The following is a 17,328-nucleotide window of genomic DNA, read 5'->3' on the forward strand; positions in this document are numbered from 1 at the left end:
TCATCACACGCCTGCGCGCAGGCCGATGGTGTCGTCCAGCGACTTGAGCATAGTTGCCCCTTCGGCACTTCGCCTTACCCGATGATTTGTGCGGTCTGCGCGAAAAAATCATCTAGCCTGTCACTGAGGCGCGGGCAAGCGAGGAGGTCTGCCGAGACGCCTGTCATGTCCACCGTTTCCCGTGAGGCCTCGCCATGGAAGAGCAATCCGCCCCGACTTTGACCCACCGGCCCACCGTGTTGCTGGTCGATGACGAGGAGTCGATCCTCAACAGCCTGCGCCGTCTGCTGCGTGGCCAGCCCTATGACGTGTTGCTCGCCACCAGCGGTACCCAGGCACTGGAAATGATGGCGCAACGCCCGGTCGATCTGGTGATGAGTGACGCGCGGATGCCCAACATGGACGGCGCCACCTTGCTGGCCAACGTTCACCAGCTGTATCCGGCGACCACGCGGATCATGTTGACGGGGTATGCCGACCCTTCGGCGATCATCAAGGCCATCAACGAAGGGCAGATCGACCGCTATATCAGCAAACCCTGGAACGACGAAGAAATGCTCCTGATCCTGCGCCAGGCGCTGGAACATCAACATCTGGCCCGGGAGCGCGAGCGTCTGGAGCAATTGACCCGGGTGCAGAACGACCAGTTGAAGTTGCTCAACAGCACCCTGGAAAAACACGTCAGCGCCCGTACCGCCGAGCTGCAACAGACCGCCGACATGCTCGACCTGGCCTACGAGGAGCTCAAGCATAGTTATGTGACCGGCACCGAAGTGTTCTCGTTGCTCGCCAACCTGCGCCTGCCGCCGGCCAAGCAGACCAACCGGCAGATCATTGAACTGGTGCGCGGCTACTGCAAGGTGCATCGTCTGGACGAAGCCGCCAGCCGTGACCTGACCATGGCTGCCGCGCTCTACAACATCGGCAAGCTGAGCTGGACCGACAGCATGATGACCACCCCCTCGGACCTGCTGCACAGCACCGAACGCGACCGCTATCGGGGTTATCCGAAGCAGAGTGAGTCGCTGCTGATGACCCTGGACCCGATGAAGGATGCCGCGCGGCTGATCCTGCACCATCAGGAGCATTGGGACGGCAGCGGGTTTCCCGACCGGCTCAAGGGCGAGGCCATTCCCCTGGGCTCGCGGCTGTTGAAACTGGCGGTGGATTTTGTCGAATTGCAGCGCGGTTTGATTCTCGAACGGCAGATGAACAGCGATGAAGCATTGCTGTACCTGCGTCAGTACGCGGGCAAGCTCTATGATCCCGAGCTGATCGAGGATTTCATCAAGGTGTGCGCGATGGTCAGCGATATCACCCTGACCGATCCGAGCGTCAAGGTGCTGGGCACCCGGGAACTGGCGGCGGGAATGATGCTGGCGCGCAACCTCAATGCCGATAACGGCATGTTGCTGCTCAATGCCGGCAAGGTGCTGAGTGCACTGCTGGTGGACAAACTGATCAGTTTCGAAGCCATGGAAGGTGGCAAATACAAGGTATTCGTAAAAGTGCCGGAGGAGGGCGAGGCGGCGCTTCTGGCCCAGTCTTGAGACCGTATGAGGTGACGCTGGCGCCGCCGGCATGGGATCCTTGCGGTTTTTCTCAAGGCCGGTGGCTGCCCCATGACCTCTGTATCCGCTGTTTCCCCCCGCATCATTCGTATTGCCGCCGCGCTGCTGCTCAACCCCGACGGCCAGACCCTGCTGGTGCGCAAGCGCGACACCACGGCGTTCATGCAGCCCGGCGGCAAGATCGAGGCCCAGGAGCTGCCGGTACATGCGCTGGCCCGTGAGCTGGAGGAAGAACTGGGGCTGGTGATCGATACGGCGCAGGCGACTTTTCTCGGCCAGTTCTCGGCACCGGCTGCCAACGAGCCGGGGTTTGTCGTGCAGGCCGAGATCTTTCAACTGACCATCGACGCCGACGTCTACCCGGCCGCCGAGATCGAAGAGGTGATCTGGATCGATCCGGCCACCGACGGCGATGTGGTTCTCGCCCCATTGACACGTGACCTGATCCTGCCGTTTTATCGAGCCTCGCTGACCGCGATCGCCTGATCATTCGTACAAAGGACTTCGTCATGATCCCGCTTCAAGACCTGCTGATTTTTGCTGCCGCTGCACTGCTGATGGTACTGACGCCGGGGCCGAACATGATCTACCTGATCTCCCGTTCGATCTGCCAGGGACGCAAGGCCGGAGTGACCTCTCTGCTCGGCGTGGTGGCAGGGTTCTTCGTGCATCTGTTCGCGGCGGCCGCCGGTTTGACCGCGGTGTTTCTCGCGGTGCCGATGGCCTATGAAGTGTTGAAGTGGGCCGGCGCGCTGTACCTGCTGTGGCTGGCCTGGCAGGCGGTGAAGCCCGGCGCGCGTTCGCCGTTCGAGGCGCAGCAACTGCCAGCGGATTCGTCGCGCAAACTGATCACCATGGGCTTTCTCACCAGCGCCCTGAACCCGAAAATCGCAGTGTTCTACCTTTCGGTATTTCCGCAGTTCATTTCGCCTGAACACGGCTCGGTGTTCACTCAAAGCATCATTCTCGGCCTGACCCAGATCAGCGTCAGTTTCAGCGTCAACCTGTTGATCGCGCTGTTCGCGGCGGGCATCGCTTCGTGGTTCGTCAGCAATCCGACGTGGCTGGCGGCGCAGCGTTACTTCATGGGTTTTGTGCTGGGCGGTCTGGCCGTACGGCTGATGCTTGAACAACGCCGGTCGGCTTGAACATGTGGATCGAACGGCTGGACGCCAGTCATGCGCTGGCCTATCGCGAATTGATGCTGGAAGCGTATGACCGGCATCCGCAGGCCTTCACCTCCAGCGTACGCGAGCGCGCGGCGATGCCCTTGAGTTGGTGGGAATCACGCCTGACCAGCAAGCTCGACGCGGTGTTTGGCGCGTTCGAAGAAGGCCGGTTGGCGGGCATTGTCGGCCTGGCGTTCGAGCCTCGGGAAAAGGCCCGGCACAAGGCAACGGTCTTCGGCATGTATGTGTCGGCTGAGTTTCGTCAGCGCGGGCTGGGCCTGAAACTGATGGAGGCCGTGCTGGGGGAAGCGCAGCAGCATCCGGCACTGAAAGTCATTCAACTGACCGTCACTGCCGGCAACGAGGCGGCGTTTCATCTGTACCAGCGCTGCGGCTTCGTCCAGTTCGGCCTGGAGCCGATGGCGGTGCGGGTCGGCGAGGACTACTTCGACAAGATCCACATGTGGTGCGCGCCTTTCGTGCCATCCGCCAGCCTTAACGAACCGCGCTGACCCCATCCAGCGTCGAGAACGACGTGTCCTTGGCCGTCAGCAGGAAATCGCGCATGTACGGCGCGTCCAGCATGTCGGCACGGATCGCCGCATACAGCGTCGCAAAAAGACCTTTCTCGCCCAGCCGCTTGGCCTTCACGTAACCCCGCGAGCTGTATTCATGCAGCGCCCAATGCGGCATGCCGCACACGCCACGGCCGCTGGCCACCAGTTGCATCATCATCACCGTCAGCTCCGAAGTGCGCACTTGCGCAGGTTCGATGTCGGCCGGTTCGAGGAAGCGGGTGAAGATGTCCAGCCGGTCGCGTTCAACCGGATAAGTGATCAGGGTTTCGGTCAGCAGGTCTTCGGGGACGATGTACGGTTTGCTCGCCAATGCGTGCTGGTTGGCGACCGCGAGCATCGCTTCGTAGGTGAACAGCGGCACGTAGGTGATGCCGGCAATTTCCAACGGATCGGACGTCACTACCAGATCCAGATCGCCCCGGGCCAACGCCGGCAGCGGTGCGAAGGAGAAACCCGAGGCCAGGTCGAGTTCGACTTCCGGCCACGCATCGCGGAACTGGTCGATGGTCGGCATCAGCCACTGGAAGCAGCTGTGGCATTCGATCGCCATGTGCAGACGCCCGGCGGTGCCACCGGCCAGGCGCGCGATATCACGTTCGGCACCGCGCAGCAGCGGCAGGGTCGCGTCCGCCAGTTGCAGCAGGCGCAGGCCGGCGCTGGTGAAACGCACGGGTTTGGTCTTGCGCACGAACAACGGCATGCCCATGCGTTCTTCCAGTTCCTTGAACTGGTGGGACAGCGCCGACTGGGTCAGGTGCAGGCGGTCGGCCGCATCGACCAGGCTGTCGGCTTCGCGCAGGGCGTGCAGGGTTTTCAGGTGACGGATCTCAAGCACCGCAGGCTCCATGAGGAAAATTTGTGATCAACACGAAAAGGTTGAGTTTGTCTCATGTTGTCCTGGCTGTCGACAATGGCGCCATCTTTTACGCAATGGAGAACACTCGACATGGCCGTGGCCCACACCCTTGGTTTCCCGCGCATCGGCGCCGACCGCGAACTGAAAAAAGCCCTCGAAGCCTACTGGAAAGGCGATCTTGATCAGGCCGCTTTGAATCAGGTCGGCCGTGAGCTGCGCGCCAAACACTGGCAACTGCAGAAAGATGCCGGCATCGATCTGCTGCCGGTCGGCGACTTTGCCTGGTACGACCAGGTGCTGACCCATTCGCTGACCTTCGGTGTGATCCCCGAGCGCTTCGATGGCGTGCGCGATGAACGCGGCCTGCCGACCCTCGACACACTCTTCGCCATGGCCCGTGGCGCCACGACCTCCTGCTGTGGCGGCGAACATGGCAAGACCCAATATGCGCAAGAACTGACCAAGTGGTTCGACACCAACTACCACTACCTGGTCCCGGAATTCACCGCAGACCAGTCGTTCAAACTGAGCTGGGAACAGCTGTTCGATGAGGTCGAAGAAGCCAAGGCCCTCGGTCACAACGTCAAACCGGTGATCATCGGCCCGCTGACTTACCTGTGGCTGGGCAAGGCGAAAGGCAACGACTTCGACAAGCTCGACCTGCTCGAGCGCCTGCTGCCGGTCTACAACGAAATCCTCGGTCGCCTCGCCGCGCAGGGCGTGGAGTGGGTGCAGATCGACGAACCGATCCTGACCCTCGACCTGCCGCAGGCGTGGAAAAGTGCGTTCGAACGCGCCTATCACATCCTTCAGTACTCGCCGCTGAAGAAACTGGTGGCGACCTATTTCAGCGGTCTGCAAGACAACCTCGGCCTCGCCGTCGGCCTGCCGGTACAAGGCCTGCACATCGACGCTGTACGTGCGCCGGATCAACTGGGTCAGGTGCTGGATCGACTGCCGACTTACAAGATTCTTTCGGTGGGCCTGGTCAACGGTCGCAACGTCTGGCGCTGCGAACTGGAGCAGGCGCTGGCACAACTGCAACCGGCCCAGGAGCGTTTTGGCGACAACCTGTGGGTCAGCAGTTCCTGCTCGCTGTTGCACAGCCCGGTGGATGTCGAGCGTGAGGACAAGCTCGATCCGGAACTGAAAAGCTGGCTGGCATTCGCCGTGCAGAAGTGCAGCGAAATCTCGGTTTTGCGTGATGCCTTGAACGATCCGCAAGCGCCGAAAGTGCAAAGCGCACTGGCCGAAAGCCGCGCCATCCAAGAAAGCCGCGCCCGCTCGCCACGCATTCACAAGGCCGATGTGCAGGCGCGGATCAACGCGATCGGCGCCAGCGACAGCCAGCGCCATTCGCCGTTCGCCAAACGCATCGCCGCACAACAGGCGCGTCTGAAATTGCCGACGTTCCCGACCACCACCATCGGTTCGTTCCCGCAGACCGGCTCGATCCGTCTGGCCCGTCAGGCGTTCAAGCAGGGCAAGCTGTCGGCCAACGATTACCACGATGCCATGCGCAGCGAAATCCGCCATGCGGTGCAAGTCCAGGAACGTCTGGGCCTGGATGTGCTGGTGCACGGTGAAGCCGAGCGCAACGACATGGTCGAGTACTTCGCCGAGCAGCTCGATGGTTACCTGTTCACCCGGTTCGGCTGGGTCCAGAGCTACGGTTCCCGTTGCGTCAAACCGGCGGTGATTTATGGTGATCTGTCCCGTCCGAACGCCATGACCGTCGACTGGATCACCTACGCCCAGAGCCTGACCGACAAGGTCATGAAAGGCATGCTGACCGGCCCGGTGACCATGCTGATGTGGTCGTTCCCCCGCGAAGACGTGTCGCGCAAAGTCCAGGCACAGCAACTGGCGCTGGCCCTGCGTGACGAAGTGGTGGATCTGGAAAACGCCGGGATCAAGATCGTCCAGATCGACGAAGCCGCGTTCCGTGAAGGCCTGCCGCTGCGCCGTGAGCAATGGCAGGAATACCTCGACTGGGCCGTGGACGCGTTCCGCCTGACGGCCTCGGGCGTGAAGGATGAAACCCAGATTCACACCCACATGTGCTACAGCGAATTCAACGACGTGATCAAGGCCATCGCCGACATGGACGCCGACGTGATCACCATCGAAACCTCGCGCTCGGACATGGAGCTGCTCGAAGCCTTCGAAGCGTTCGACTACCCGAACGACATCGGTCCGGGCGTCTACGACATCCACTCGCCACGGGTGCCGGACACGGCGGAAATGGTCAAGTTGATGAGCAAAGCCGTGAAGCGTATTCCGGCGCAGCGCTTGTGGGTCAACCCCGATTGCGGGTTGAAGACTCGTGCCTGGCCGGAGACTGAAGCGGCATTGGTGAACATGGTTGCGGCGGCACGGCAGTTGCGCAGTCAGTTGGCCTGACAAAGCGGGGGAGCGCATTGACCGCTCCCCCGTTCGTTTTCACAGGTTCTCGAAATGGATCAGTACCGACGAGCGCTTGCCGATGTCGGCATAAGGCAGGGAAGGATCGTCGGCGTGGGTCAATGACCGGTGTTCGGGCAGCTTCAAATGGGCCTTTTCGAATTCGCGAAAGCCGGGGGTTGCCTTGGAATAATGGAAGTGGGCATACCACAGCAGTCGTGGTGGTGCCTGTGTCCTGTCGCGGACTTCATATTCCTGCAGGTAATCGATACGACCGTCCTTGCGTTTGCCGAGATTTTTCAGTGGCTGAACCTTTTGAATATCCACGGCGTGCTGTCCGATCAGGTCGTCGAGCATGCCATCGGTCGGGTTCTTGCTGTTCAGTGACTGCTGGGTGCGCATTTGTCTTCCGCGAATCCGGACTTCGGTCGCTTTGCCGCGCAGGGTAGCGATGATCGGGTGCTGCGCATCGATCTGCTCGATACGTTGTGCGCGGCGAATCAGTTCGTCCGCTTCACTGACCATCATGTGTTCCAGGTCGACCGGGAGCATGTCTTGCCGGGCATGGTTGTTCACCTTGGTCTCGTAAGTCGGCAAGCGATCCAGTCGCGTGCGCGCCTCGGTGACTAACGCGTCCAGATTTCGCTCGATGGGGGAAGTCGATCGGGCAGGGGTGTTCAAGAGACGGTATTTGCCGTTGCTGCCCTGTTCCCACACCTCATCGACACCGCCCTTGCCGGTCAAGTGATAGCGGCGTGTCTGGGTGGTCGACTCCCAGTGTTCGACACCGATCAGTAATTGATCGTCTTCGGTGATGAAGATCTTTTTGTTGCTGCGCCCGGTGGGTGCGGACACTGTCGGCAGTTCAAGGGTTCTGCGGGCCCGGTCGGCCATTTTCTCGATGCCGGCCAGCAGGGCAGGGACGTCTTCCATGTAAAAATGTTGGGAGTAACTGGCCGTCCACGCGGTCATGGCTCGCCGAAACTGTGCATACGTATCGAGGCAGTCCTGCAGGATCTGATTGCGTTGGCCTCGGGTCGCGCCGGTCTCGGGCAGGCTGAACTGGATGTAGAGGGCACGATCCATCCCGGCGCGCAACTCTCGTGCCTGACTCTGCAGAAAGTGCCAGGACAGCTCGCTCAGGTTGTCGTAGCGCTGGACGATCTCCAGCAAGCTGCCGGTCTTGAGATAGAGCAGGTTGCTCTCGCTCAAGCGCTTGTTCAAACCCTCGACTTCGGCACGGAGATGCGCTTTGTCCCGGGGCAGGCTGATGCGTTCGTACCATTGGTTGAGATCGCGCATCAGGCTTTCGATCTCCTCGGTTTTTTGCATCGTTTCCAGGCGCAATCTGCGAATCTCCCGGTGAATGGAGATGTGTTCATCGAGCAGCTCTGCTGGCAGGTCGATCAGACGCTCGATCAGCGGGTCAATCCGGTCCAGCAGCGGGCTGACCTGGTGATTGACGTGATGAACGCGCAGTTGAACCCGATCAGTCACTTTCCAGGCGTCCAGGCTCATGCATTCGATGACCTTGCGTCGTTTGTTGCCATGGGTCAGAGGCAACAGATCGGTCAGTAACCGGTAACGCCGGCTGGCTATTTCGATATCGCCGATGCAGGCCGCATCGGCGGTCGCTCGCAAGGCCGGGCGTTGATCGAGGGGGGCGTCGTTGTAGCGGGTGATGGCGGCGTGGCTTTCGGCGAATCGGGCGTCGATCTGCCGGGCGAGGTCATCAGTCTGCCGGGTCAATTGGTGATGGCGACGAAACACCCGGTCACCCCACCAGCGTGGCAGACGTTGACGAATGCTCATGGGCCAGACAGGATCCAGCGCATCCGCGAGGTGCCCGAATACGTTGCCGCCTCCTGCGCCACCGCCGTCGAATGTCGTTCCATACACCCCGAAATGGGTGTCCCAGTTACCCGCTTCATCCAGAGCGATTGGCTGCTTGTAGGTTTTCTGCGAACTTCCGGCCAGGCGCCAGCCCCGTGAGTCCTTGCTCAGTTCGACCTGATAGATCCGTCCCTGACGGATAACAAAATCGCCGTCGGCATGTCGGTAGACGTTGCGAAACAGACCTGCGCTGGCCGGTTCCATGCCGCTCAGGAAAATGGGCTGCTGGCACTCGTAGCCGGCAAACCGCGCACTCAGATGTTGCGCGCTGCGCCTGTCGGGTACGTGAAACGTGGCAGGGCTGGCAGCCAATTTGCGCAACTGCCGGCCACGCGTCACTGTTGCGGCCCCGGTGCCTGCGCCTACGGTGGGCAGAATGTCCATCGCCGCATCGATCAGCGCCAGCAGCAACCCTTCGATTTCCGACAGTCCATCGCCCACAGCACCCCGCAGAAATGCAGACACGGCCTGATTGGCGCTGGTCCAGGCGTCGTACAGGCCAATGACAGTGCCGACAAATGGCACGAGACTCAGCGCCAGTTTGATGTAGGTAAACACTCTTGAGCCGCTCAACGCGTAACGCTCACCAGCCAGGTCGGCATTGGAGTGCGAAGTGCTGCGATGGGCCTGGATCAGTCGCCCCATTTGCGCATTGAGCAGGTGCGCGGCCAAAGATGTTGTCGCCGGCCAGCGTTCACCCACTCCGATCAGGGCATCGAAATGCTTGAACACGGCTTGCCCTATACGGTGCTCGTGGGCGCGTACGTCGCCTTGCACAGCCCGGCCGGCCAGGTAACCAGACCATTTTTTCTGCATGCACAGGTTGAAGAGCGCCTTGCGCGCGGTTTCTAGATTGTCGTAGCGACGCAGACATTGCCCATCGGGGCTGTCGGTCAGGTACAGCAATGTTGTCCCGCTGACCTGTTCCTCTATGAAGCTCACGCCGGAGATTGTCACCGGGCCTTCGTTTGGTGTGTCCCTGCCGCCGGAAGTCAGCAGGGCCGGCAGCAAGACGATGTGCCTGTTATTCGCACGCCAGGCAGGGGCGGTATCGGCATCGATGGCGATGTCGAGGATTTGCAGGTCCTGCGCGCTGATGTGTTTTTGCAGCCGGGCGCATTCGCCTTGCAGTCTGAGTACCAACCGCCACGGTTCCAGCAGGCACTCGCGGCGATGTTCGTTGACGAACGGCGTGTCAGCGTTCGATCCCATGAATACCTGGTGGATCAGGGTTTCGTAAGCTTTGGGCAGGTCCAGGTCGGGCAGTGTCCTGGTCAGGTAAGCCTTGGTAATACCGGCGGCCAGGATTTGGCGCTCGGTCTCGTCTGATGCGGTGACGTCGACTTTCATGAAGCCCAGGCGTAGCGCCAGGGGCTCCATGCTCATCGACGGTGTGTTGTCGATATTGGTCTGGGCGAGGGTTTCAAGGGACATCTTGCTGCGTGTCTTGCTGGGTACCAATACCAGTTTCTTCGGGGTGCCCGGCGCGCCAGGGGCGTTGAACGCATGGTGTTCCATCGCGACTGAATCGGGCAGATCCAATTGCACATCGAAAATCCCCTTGAGCGAAAAATCCTCGCGCAGGCGGGCTTGCAAATGTTTTCGGGTGAATTCGTCACGCGGTGGCAGGGCCGTTTCCATCAGGGTCTGACTACGTTGTATGGCTTTGATGTATGCCTCGACCAGCCACCTGAGTTCGCTACGGTCGAACCCGGACAGATTGCTCAGCCAGTCCGGCAGGCTGGAGGCCAGAGCAGCGCTGGTGTCTTGTTCTCCAAGGTGCGACAAGGCCAGTTGCCGTGCGGCGCTGACGGGCACTTGCAGTCTGGCGACAAACTGCCGGCGCAAGGTTTCGAGATATTCGGCATGTAGCGCCGACCGGGGTGTTTCACTGTCGTTCCGGCGTAGGGCGCCTGCCTGCTCTTCGAACTCGACGGACACCTGATTCAGGACATGCTGCAACGGATCGCCTGTGATCCGGCTCAGTTGCAACATCAGCAACGGGTCTTGCTCCTGTACCTTGAACACCTCGCACTCCAGTTCACGACGATTGTCGAACCGTTGCAATCCGCCACCAGTACCCGGCCAATACAACAGCAGAGCATGAGGCGCAGCGGGATCCGACAGGGCGGCCTCGTGGGTGATGACCAGCGGTCCGTTGAGCGTCTGTCGGGAGGCGTTGGGCCGGTCGCGCGCCGATAGCGATATCTCGGCTGCGCACCAGTCGGCATCGGCGTCGCCGGAGGTGTCCAGAACAGACATCAGTGCCACGTACTGTTCTTCACTCAGTTGCTTGAGTGTGTGCTGCAGTCCGGCTTCGGCGAGCAGCCCTTTTTTGTGCGCCTGGTGCAGGGCGGTGAATTCGCGATCGAGGGTAACCGTATCCAGTGCGCGTTCGCGGTACAGCATGGCTTGAGCTGCCATATCGGCCGCCAGTTCAGCAGCTTCCAGACGCTGGAGCTGATCCTTGAACGCCTGGCGCTCTTCATTTCTGGCAACGGTTGACCAGATTTGCAGGGCGTCGCGCTGTCGCTCGAGTGCAGCCTGGCGCACTGGCCATGGAATATCGGTGGTCAGCGCACCGAACAACGGTTGCTCTTCATCCCGGGTGGACGGCCTCCACTCCGGCACAGCAGGAGGGGAGGCCGGCGACCCCGCAATGCGCAGTTGGCGTTCCAGCCTGTCTGTCTGGTCCAGAGCCTGAGCGCCATGCTCGGCCAGTCCGGACTTGCCGGCCGAGCCCTGACGCAAGGTATTGATCCGGGCCTGTTGCATCTGGGCCAGCACGTCCGTCATGCCTGTGGTCAATGGCAGGGCTCTGGCACTGTATTCAAAGCGCAGCCCGGTTGTGAGCAGTCCGTTCGGAACGAGTCCCAGGCCAGACAACCAGGCCTCCATATCGCTGCGTCCGTCGAAGGACTGCAAGGGCACCGGATGATGGGGCAAATACAGGAGTTGCCGCCCGGATTGTCGGTCTCCGACGCTGATCACCCACGTACCGGGAATTTTGCCCCGGGAGTCGTTGCCGAGCACCAGCTCCAACCCTTCGCTATGCACGGGTTGATCACCCAGGCGTGGCGGGGACGACGAGGCATTCATGAGCAGCCATAACGGTTCTAAATGGTCGGCGGTCAGGCTGCGCTGCGCCAGCGCTACCTGAGCGGTTGCCTCCAGATGAGACTGGTACAGCCGGCCGGCCTGTTCACGACGTGAAAAAGCCGTCCCGGGGGCGCGGGCATTCCAGTACGACTCCCAGCGCCGGTTCAGTTCAGTTTCCGGGGCCAGCGCCGTGATCCGGACCAGCAATTGATGGGGGGTAAGGGACGCCATCGCATGGTTGCTGTCGAGGCCGGTTACTGCACAGGGGCGGGCGAGCGTCGTTTCCGGTTGGTCTTTTGGATAGATGAAGGCAAGCAGCGGCGTGAAACCGACAAATTGCTCGGGGTATTTATCAGTCGCCGGAAAGAGAAGGCCTGAATCCCGCTCCCCCAGATCGAGCTCACGTTCCAGCAGGTCAGTCAGCGAAGTGCGGATGGACGGTACGCCGGCAAACAGGTCACGCAAACCATGACTGGCACTGCGCCAGCGATCCATGGCGCTGTGTAACAGCGCGCTGTCGATGTTTGTCGGCAAAGGCAACGAAGCAGGCCAGACGTGCGGTGCAGGCATCGGGTGATCGGTAAAAATGTGTTCGGACATGCTCAGTGGCTCGCGACGGGGAGCGGGAGATCCACTCCATATAACGAACCATTGAAAAGAAATGCCTGGGGGCAGTGGTGTTGCATAGTTATCGCGCCTGGAAATGACCGCTTGGCACTCTTCATCAAACTGTCATCGAACTGTGGCAGCGCGCTTGAACAAACTTCATCAGACTCGCGCTCTACTGGGGTTCTGCGTTTCGGTGTTTTTCATGTTCAAGGGATTTTTTGCAATCGCGGCGTTGTTGGCCGCGGTTTTTTTCGGGCAGGCGTCTTATGCGGCGTCGCGTTGCGACGTCAATGTACCGACCGAACGGGTCGATCTGCAGCAGGTGAGCCTGGCGTACCAGAGCATTGGTCGTGCGTCGGATCCGGCGTTGTTGCTGGTGATGGGGCTGGGCGGGCAGTTGATTCACTGGCCTGACGAAGTGGTGATCGCCCTGTGTCAGCAGGGTTTTCGGGTGATTCGCTATGACAATCGTGACGTGGGTCTTTCGACCTGGCGCCAGGCGCCGGCCGAGGCCAACCTGACGTTTGAAGTGCTGCGTTACAAGCTCGGTCTGCCGGTGGCGGCGCCTTACAGCCTGACCGACATGGCCGAGGATGCGCTGGGCCTGATGGACGCGTTGCACGTCGAGCAATTCCACGTGCTCGGCGCGAGCATGGGCGGGATGATCGCCCAGCACCTGGCGGCCATGGCGCCGCAACGGGTCGAAAGCCTGACGCTGATCATGACCAGCTCCGGTGCCGAAGGCCTGCCGGCACCGAGCGCGGCGCTGGTGCAGTTGCTGTCGCGACGCGGCGCACCCAATCGCGAAGTGGCGCTGGAACAACAGGCCGATCTGCTGGCAGCACTGGGCAGCCCGACGGTCACCGATGATCGTCAGATGCTGTTGCATCAGGCGGCGGTGTCCTATGACCGGGCGTTCAACCCCGAAGGCGTGAAGCGTCAGATCATGGCGATCCTTGCCGAGCCGAGCCGCGTGGCATTGCTCAATCAATTGCGGGTGCCGACGCTGGTGGTGCACGGCACGGCCGACCCATTGCTGCCGGTGATGCATGGCGTGCATCTGGCGGCGCACATTCGCGGCAGCCAGTTGAAACTGATTCCGGGCCTGGCCCATCGCTTTCAGGAGGCGTTCAAGGCGCCGTTGCTGGCGGCGGTGTTGCCGTATTTGCAGCAACACCGTGAAGACACTTCGCACTGGGCGCAGATCGAACCGGTGACCGAGCGCAATCTGCTCTAGCGGGTGTATCGTGCAGGTCTTTGGCCACGATTGAACGCGCGAGGTGAGTCATGAGTTCTGCCCTGAAAATCGATTTTGTCAGCGACGTGTCCTGCCCGTGGTGCGTCGTCGGTCTGTACGGTTTGCTGCGGGCGCTGGAGATTCTGCGCAACGAGGTGCAGGCCGAGATCCGTTTCCAGCCGTTCGAGCTGAACCCGAAGATGGGGCCGGAAGGGCAGAACATCGGCGAGCATATCTTTGAAAAATACGGATCGACGCCAGAGCAGTCACAGAAGAATCGTGAAGTGATCCGCTCCCGTGGGGCCGATGTCGGTTTCAGTTTTCGCACCGATTCGAACAGCCGCATCTACAACACCTTCGATGCTCATCGGCTGCTGCACTGGGCCGGGGAGGAGGGCTTGCAGTTGCCGTTGAAAGAGGCGCTGTTCAAGGCGTATTTCACTGATGGCGGCAACCCGTCCGATCACTCGCAACTGGCGCAGATTGTCGAAAGCGTCGGCCTCGACCGACAGCGTGCCGAGGCGATTCTGGCATCCGACGAATTCGCCAGCGACGTGCGCAAAGAAGAGCAATTGTGGCTGTCGCGCGGCGTAAGCTCGGTGCCGACCGTGGTGTTCAACGGGCAATACGCGGTCAGTGGCGGGCAGCCGGTCGAGACCTTTGTCGGGGCGATCCGGCAGATCATGAGCGAGGCGAAGGGCGGCACGGTGAACTGATGCTGCGAGGGTTCCCGGGCACTGTCCGGGAACCGTGGCTAGCGGACGATCTTGTCCACGTGAATCCCCAGTTTTTTCAGTCGATACCAGAAACTGCGCTCGGAAATCCCGATCAACTGCGCTGCCGCAGCCTGCACGCCGTTGCTCTGCGCCAGCGCGGCGAGGATGTAGGCTTTTTCCACCTCGGCCAGTGCCGCTTCCAGGTCGGCCGGCACGCTGCCTTCAGCGACCAGGGCGCCGGGCTCGGTCGGCTGTGAGGCAAACAGATAGGCCGGCAAGTCCTGCTCTTCAATCTCTGCGCCGGACGCCACGATGGTCGCGCGTTCGACGCAGTTCTGCAGTTCACGAATATTGCCCGGCCACGAGTAGCGGGCCATTGCCTGCAACGCTTCGGCACTGAAACCGCTAAAGCGCTTGCCCGCCGCGGCGCCCAGGGTGTGAGCGAAATGCCGGGCCAGCGGCGCGATGTCTTCGACCCGCTCACGCAGGGCCGGCAACGGAATCGGGAACACGTTGAGGCGGTAATACAGGTCTTCGCGAAACTCCTTGTTGGCCACCGCATCCAGCAGGTTCTTGTTGGTCGCGGCGATGACCCGCACATCGACCTTGCGCTCGCGCGGATCGCCCACCGGTTCGATGATGCGTTCTTGCAAGGCGCGCAGGATTTTCGCTTGCAGCGCCAGCGGCATTTCGCCGATTTCGTCGAGAAACAGCGTGCCCTTGTCCGCCTGCTGGAAACGCCCGACCCGGTCCGCCACCGCACCGGTGAACGCGCCTTTGCGGTGGCCGAACATTTCACTCTCCAGCAGCCCTTCCGGGATCGCCGCACAGTTGACCGCGACAAACGGCTTGTCGGCGCGGTTGCCGTGCTTGTGGATGGCCCGGGCGACCATTTCCTTGCCGGTGCCGCTTTCGCCGGTCAGCAGGATGGTGGCGTTGCTTTCGCGCACCGAGTCGATCGCGCTCAGTACCCGACGAAAGCTCGGGCTGTCGCCAACCAGGCTGTCGATCTGCTGGTGTTCGTCGAGCTCGGCGCGCATGCGCTGGTTGTCTTTGAGGATGTCGCGAAATTGCAGGGCCTTGCTGACGGTGATGTCCAGTTCATCGATGTCGAAAGGTTTGGCGATGTAGTCGAAGGCGCCGTTGCGCATCGACTGCACGGCGTTTTTCACCGTGCTGTAGGCGGTCATGACGATCACCGGCAACTGCGGGAAACGGTTTTTGATTTCCGCCAGCAGTTGCGGGCCGTCCATGCCGGGCATGCGCCAGTCGCTGATCACCAGATCGATGTCTTCGGCTTCCAGCACCTTGAGCGCGTGCAGGCCGTTGCCGGCGGTGAACACCACAATGTCGTTCTGACTCAAGGCCGATGCCAGCAGGTCGCAGAGCTTGGGCTCGTCGTCGACCACCAGTACGTTATGCGTCATCGCTGTCCTCGTCGAAATCTTCACCGTTGGCCGGAATGTACAGGCTGAACGTGGCCCCGGCATCTTTTTCGCTGACGCATTCGATGCGCCCGTCATGGCTTTCCATGATCGAGAACACCTTGGCCAGGCCGAGCCCGGTGCCGGACGCCTTGGTGGTGACGAACGGCGTGAAGATCCGCTCGAGCATGTCCGCTTCGATACCCTGGCCCGTGTCGCTGACGCTGATGACCGTATTGTGCTTATCGCTGTGGATGCCCAGGGTCAGGCGACCGCCGTCGGGCATGGCGTCGATGGCGTTGACGATCAGGTTCAGGCCGGCCTGCTTGAGTTGCCGCGCATCGGCATACAGGGTGGCGGCGGGAGCGCGGTCGTCGATCCGCACATCGATATTGTGGCTGGCCAGTTCCGGGGCGCAGAAGCCCACCAGCTCATCCACCAGCGGCCGCGCCAGTTGGGTCGAGCGCAGCGGTGCACTGGGTTTGGCGAAGTCGAGAAATTCGGTGATCAGGTCGTTGATGCGGCTGACTTCGCTGACCACGTATTCCAGATGACGCTTGTCGGTCTCCGGCAGGTCGGCGCGCCGGTGCAGCAACTGCGTGGCGGTCTTGATGATGCCCAGCGGGTTGCGGATTTCATGGGCCAGGCCCATCGCGACTTCACCCAGCGCATGCAAGCGGTCGCGGCGTCGCAGTTGCGATTCCAGGTGCTGCAACTCGCCGAGGCGTTCGCTCATGTGGTTGAAGGTGCTGCTCAGTTCCGCCAGTTCATCGCCGCCGGTGACGGGCAGGCGCTGACGGTAGTCGCCGGCGATCACCGCTTGCACGCCTTTGGCCAGGCCGCGCAGCGGCATGGTCAGGCGCTGGGATACCAGCCAGCCCACCGCGAGCGAAGCCGCCGAGCTGAGGATGAAGATCAGGATGAACAGGTTGCTCTGGTTCACCAGCCCGACCAGTGTCGTGTGGCGCAGCAGACCGCTGAAGACCACGCCTTGCAGTTCACCGTTTTCGTTGAGAATCGGTCGGTAGATGCCGCTGTAGCGGTTGGTCGACTGCTCGATCGGCAACTTGGTGCTGCGCAGTTGGTCCTCGATTTTTGCAGGCACGATCGCCGGGTGATCTTCAAAACGCTGAGTGGAAAAGATTTCCGAGAAGTCGGCGCCCTTGGCCAGGTACAGGCGCAGATCCAGAGAGTGCACGTCGGCGACGCTGGTGAGGAAACTGTTATCGAGGTAGGTCACGACAATCAGTTTGTAGTCGGTGCCGTCCTGATCGCTTTCGAAGGTTGAAACCACGGCGCCGGTCGCCACGCCGCCGACCTGCAGAGTCTGCAGCACGGCTTTGGGCGCGGTGCTGATTTGCCGCACGATGTCATCGGCGGCAGTGCTGAATACCACTTTGTGATCGCTGTTGCGCACCAGGGCGACCACGTCGATGCCCATGGAGTCAGCGATGTCAGCGGTGAGCTTGTCGCGTCTGGACGACTGCCGGTCCGTGGGCGGGCGGGTGTAGCGCAGGAACAACTGTGCGACGCGGGCGTTGTCGCGCACGATCTCGCGAATCTCGTCCTCGACGATCTTGGTCGATTCCTGCAGCCAGATCCGCACGTTGCTGTCGAAAATCTGCGACAGGGTGGTGGCCGCCAGTTCCGCGGCGATCATGGTCGGGATCACGCTGACCAGCCAGAACGCCAGCACCAGTTTGCGTTGCAGGCTCCAGCCGGAGAGGGCGAAGGGTCGGGCGGTGGCGCGTCGGTCGTTGATCATCATGCTCG

The 17,328-nt window shown here is 61.4% G+C and carries 11 protein-coding genes; 7 read left to right on the top strand and 4 right to left on the bottom strand.

The features are described from left to right. Positions 1-194: 194 nt before the first annotated feature. The 4 genes from nosR to AC1RMX_RS15425 all read left to right on the top strand — a co-directional run bounded on the left by nosR (position 195) and on the right by AC1RMX_RS15425 (position 3,252). Entirely contained in the window at positions 195-1,550 is a 1,356-nt protein-coding gene (gene nosR, locus AC1RMX_RS15410) for a response regulator c-di-GMP phosphodiesterase, NosR family (protein ID WP_096818516.1), read from the top strand. A gap of 72 nt (positions 1,551-1,622) precedes the next feature. Next, entirely contained in the window at positions 1,623-2,057 is a 435-nt protein-coding gene (locus AC1RMX_RS15415) for an NUDIX hydrolase (protein WP_096818514.1), read from the top strand. Between the two features lie 23 nt (positions 2,058-2,080). After that, positions 2,081-2,719, top strand: coding sequence for a LysE family translocator (locus AC1RMX_RS15420; protein WP_096818512.1), 639 nt, complete (start codon positions 2,081-2,083; stop codon positions 2,717-2,719). A 2-nt stretch (positions 2,720-2,721) separates the two neighbouring features. Further along, entirely contained in the window at positions 2,722-3,252 is a 531-nt protein-coding gene (locus AC1RMX_RS15425; protein ID WP_096818511.1) for a GNAT family N-acetyltransferase, read from the top strand. Here the strand turns inward: AC1RMX_RS15425 and metR are convergent. Further along, positions 3,236-4,153 carry a transcriptional regulator MetR gene (gene metR / locus AC1RMX_RS15430; protein WP_096818509.1) on the bottom strand — a complete coding sequence of 306 codons (918 nt, stop codon included), beginning with the start codon at positions 4,151-4,153 and terminating at the stop codon, positions 3,236-3,238. The two genes, AC1RMX_RS15425 and metR, sit on opposite strands and share 17 nt — an antisense overlap. A 111-nt stretch (positions 4,154-4,264) precedes the next feature. Between metR and metE the strand changes: the two genes are divergently transcribed. Continuing rightward, positions 4,265-6,577 (top strand): 5-methyltetrahydropteroyltriglutamate--homocysteine S-methyltransferase, encoded by a 2,313-nt coding sequence (metE, locus tag AC1RMX_RS15435; RefSeq protein ID WP_096818507.1) that lies wholly within the window; start codon positions 4,265-4,267, stop codon positions 6,575-6,577. A gap of 39 nt (positions 6,578-6,616) precedes the next feature. On the opposite strand, the gene AC1RMX_RS15440 is transcribed toward metE, so the two are convergent. After that, positions 6,617-12,169, bottom strand: a complete 5,553-nt coding sequence (locus AC1RMX_RS15440; protein ID WP_493072499.1) for a dermonecrotic toxin domain-containing protein — start codon at positions 12,167-12,169, stop codon at positions 6,617-6,619. A gap of 211 nt (positions 12,170-12,380) precedes the next feature. On the opposite strand from AC1RMX_RS15440, the gene AC1RMX_RS15445 reads away from it, so the two are divergent. Continuing rightward, positions 12,381-13,415, top strand: coding sequence for an alpha/beta fold hydrolase (locus tag AC1RMX_RS15445; RefSeq protein WP_493072500.1), 1,035 nt, complete (start codon positions 12,381-12,383; stop codon positions 13,413-13,415). A gap of 50 nt (positions 13,416-13,465) precedes the next feature. Beyond that, positions 13,466-14,131 carry a DsbA family oxidoreductase gene (locus AC1RMX_RS15450; RefSeq protein ID WP_493072501.1) on the top strand — a complete coding sequence of 222 codons (666 nt, stop codon included), beginning with the start codon at positions 13,466-13,468 and terminating at the stop codon, positions 14,129-14,131. Positions 14,132-14,169: 38 nt separating this feature from the next. Here AC1RMX_RS15450 and AC1RMX_RS15455 read toward each other — a convergent pair whose 3' ends face one another. Both AC1RMX_RS15455 and AC1RMX_RS15460 read right to left on the bottom strand, forming a co-directional pair. Then, positions 14,170-15,558: a sigma-54-dependent transcriptional regulator gene (locus tag AC1RMX_RS15455; RefSeq protein WP_096818501.1), complete on the bottom strand. Its 1,389-nt coding sequence runs from the start codon at positions 15,556-15,558 to the stop codon at positions 14,170-14,172. Continuing rightward, entirely contained in the window at positions 15,548-17,320 is a 1,773-nt protein-coding gene (locus AC1RMX_RS15460) for an ATP-binding protein (protein ID WP_176504811.1), read from the bottom strand. Before AC1RMX_RS15460 ends, AC1RMX_RS15455 begins: the two co-directional genes overlap by 11 nt. Between the last annotated feature and the right edge of the window lie 8 nt (positions 17,321-17,328).

This window comes from Pseudomonas sp. GW822-FHT03F04, assembly GCF_058801405.1.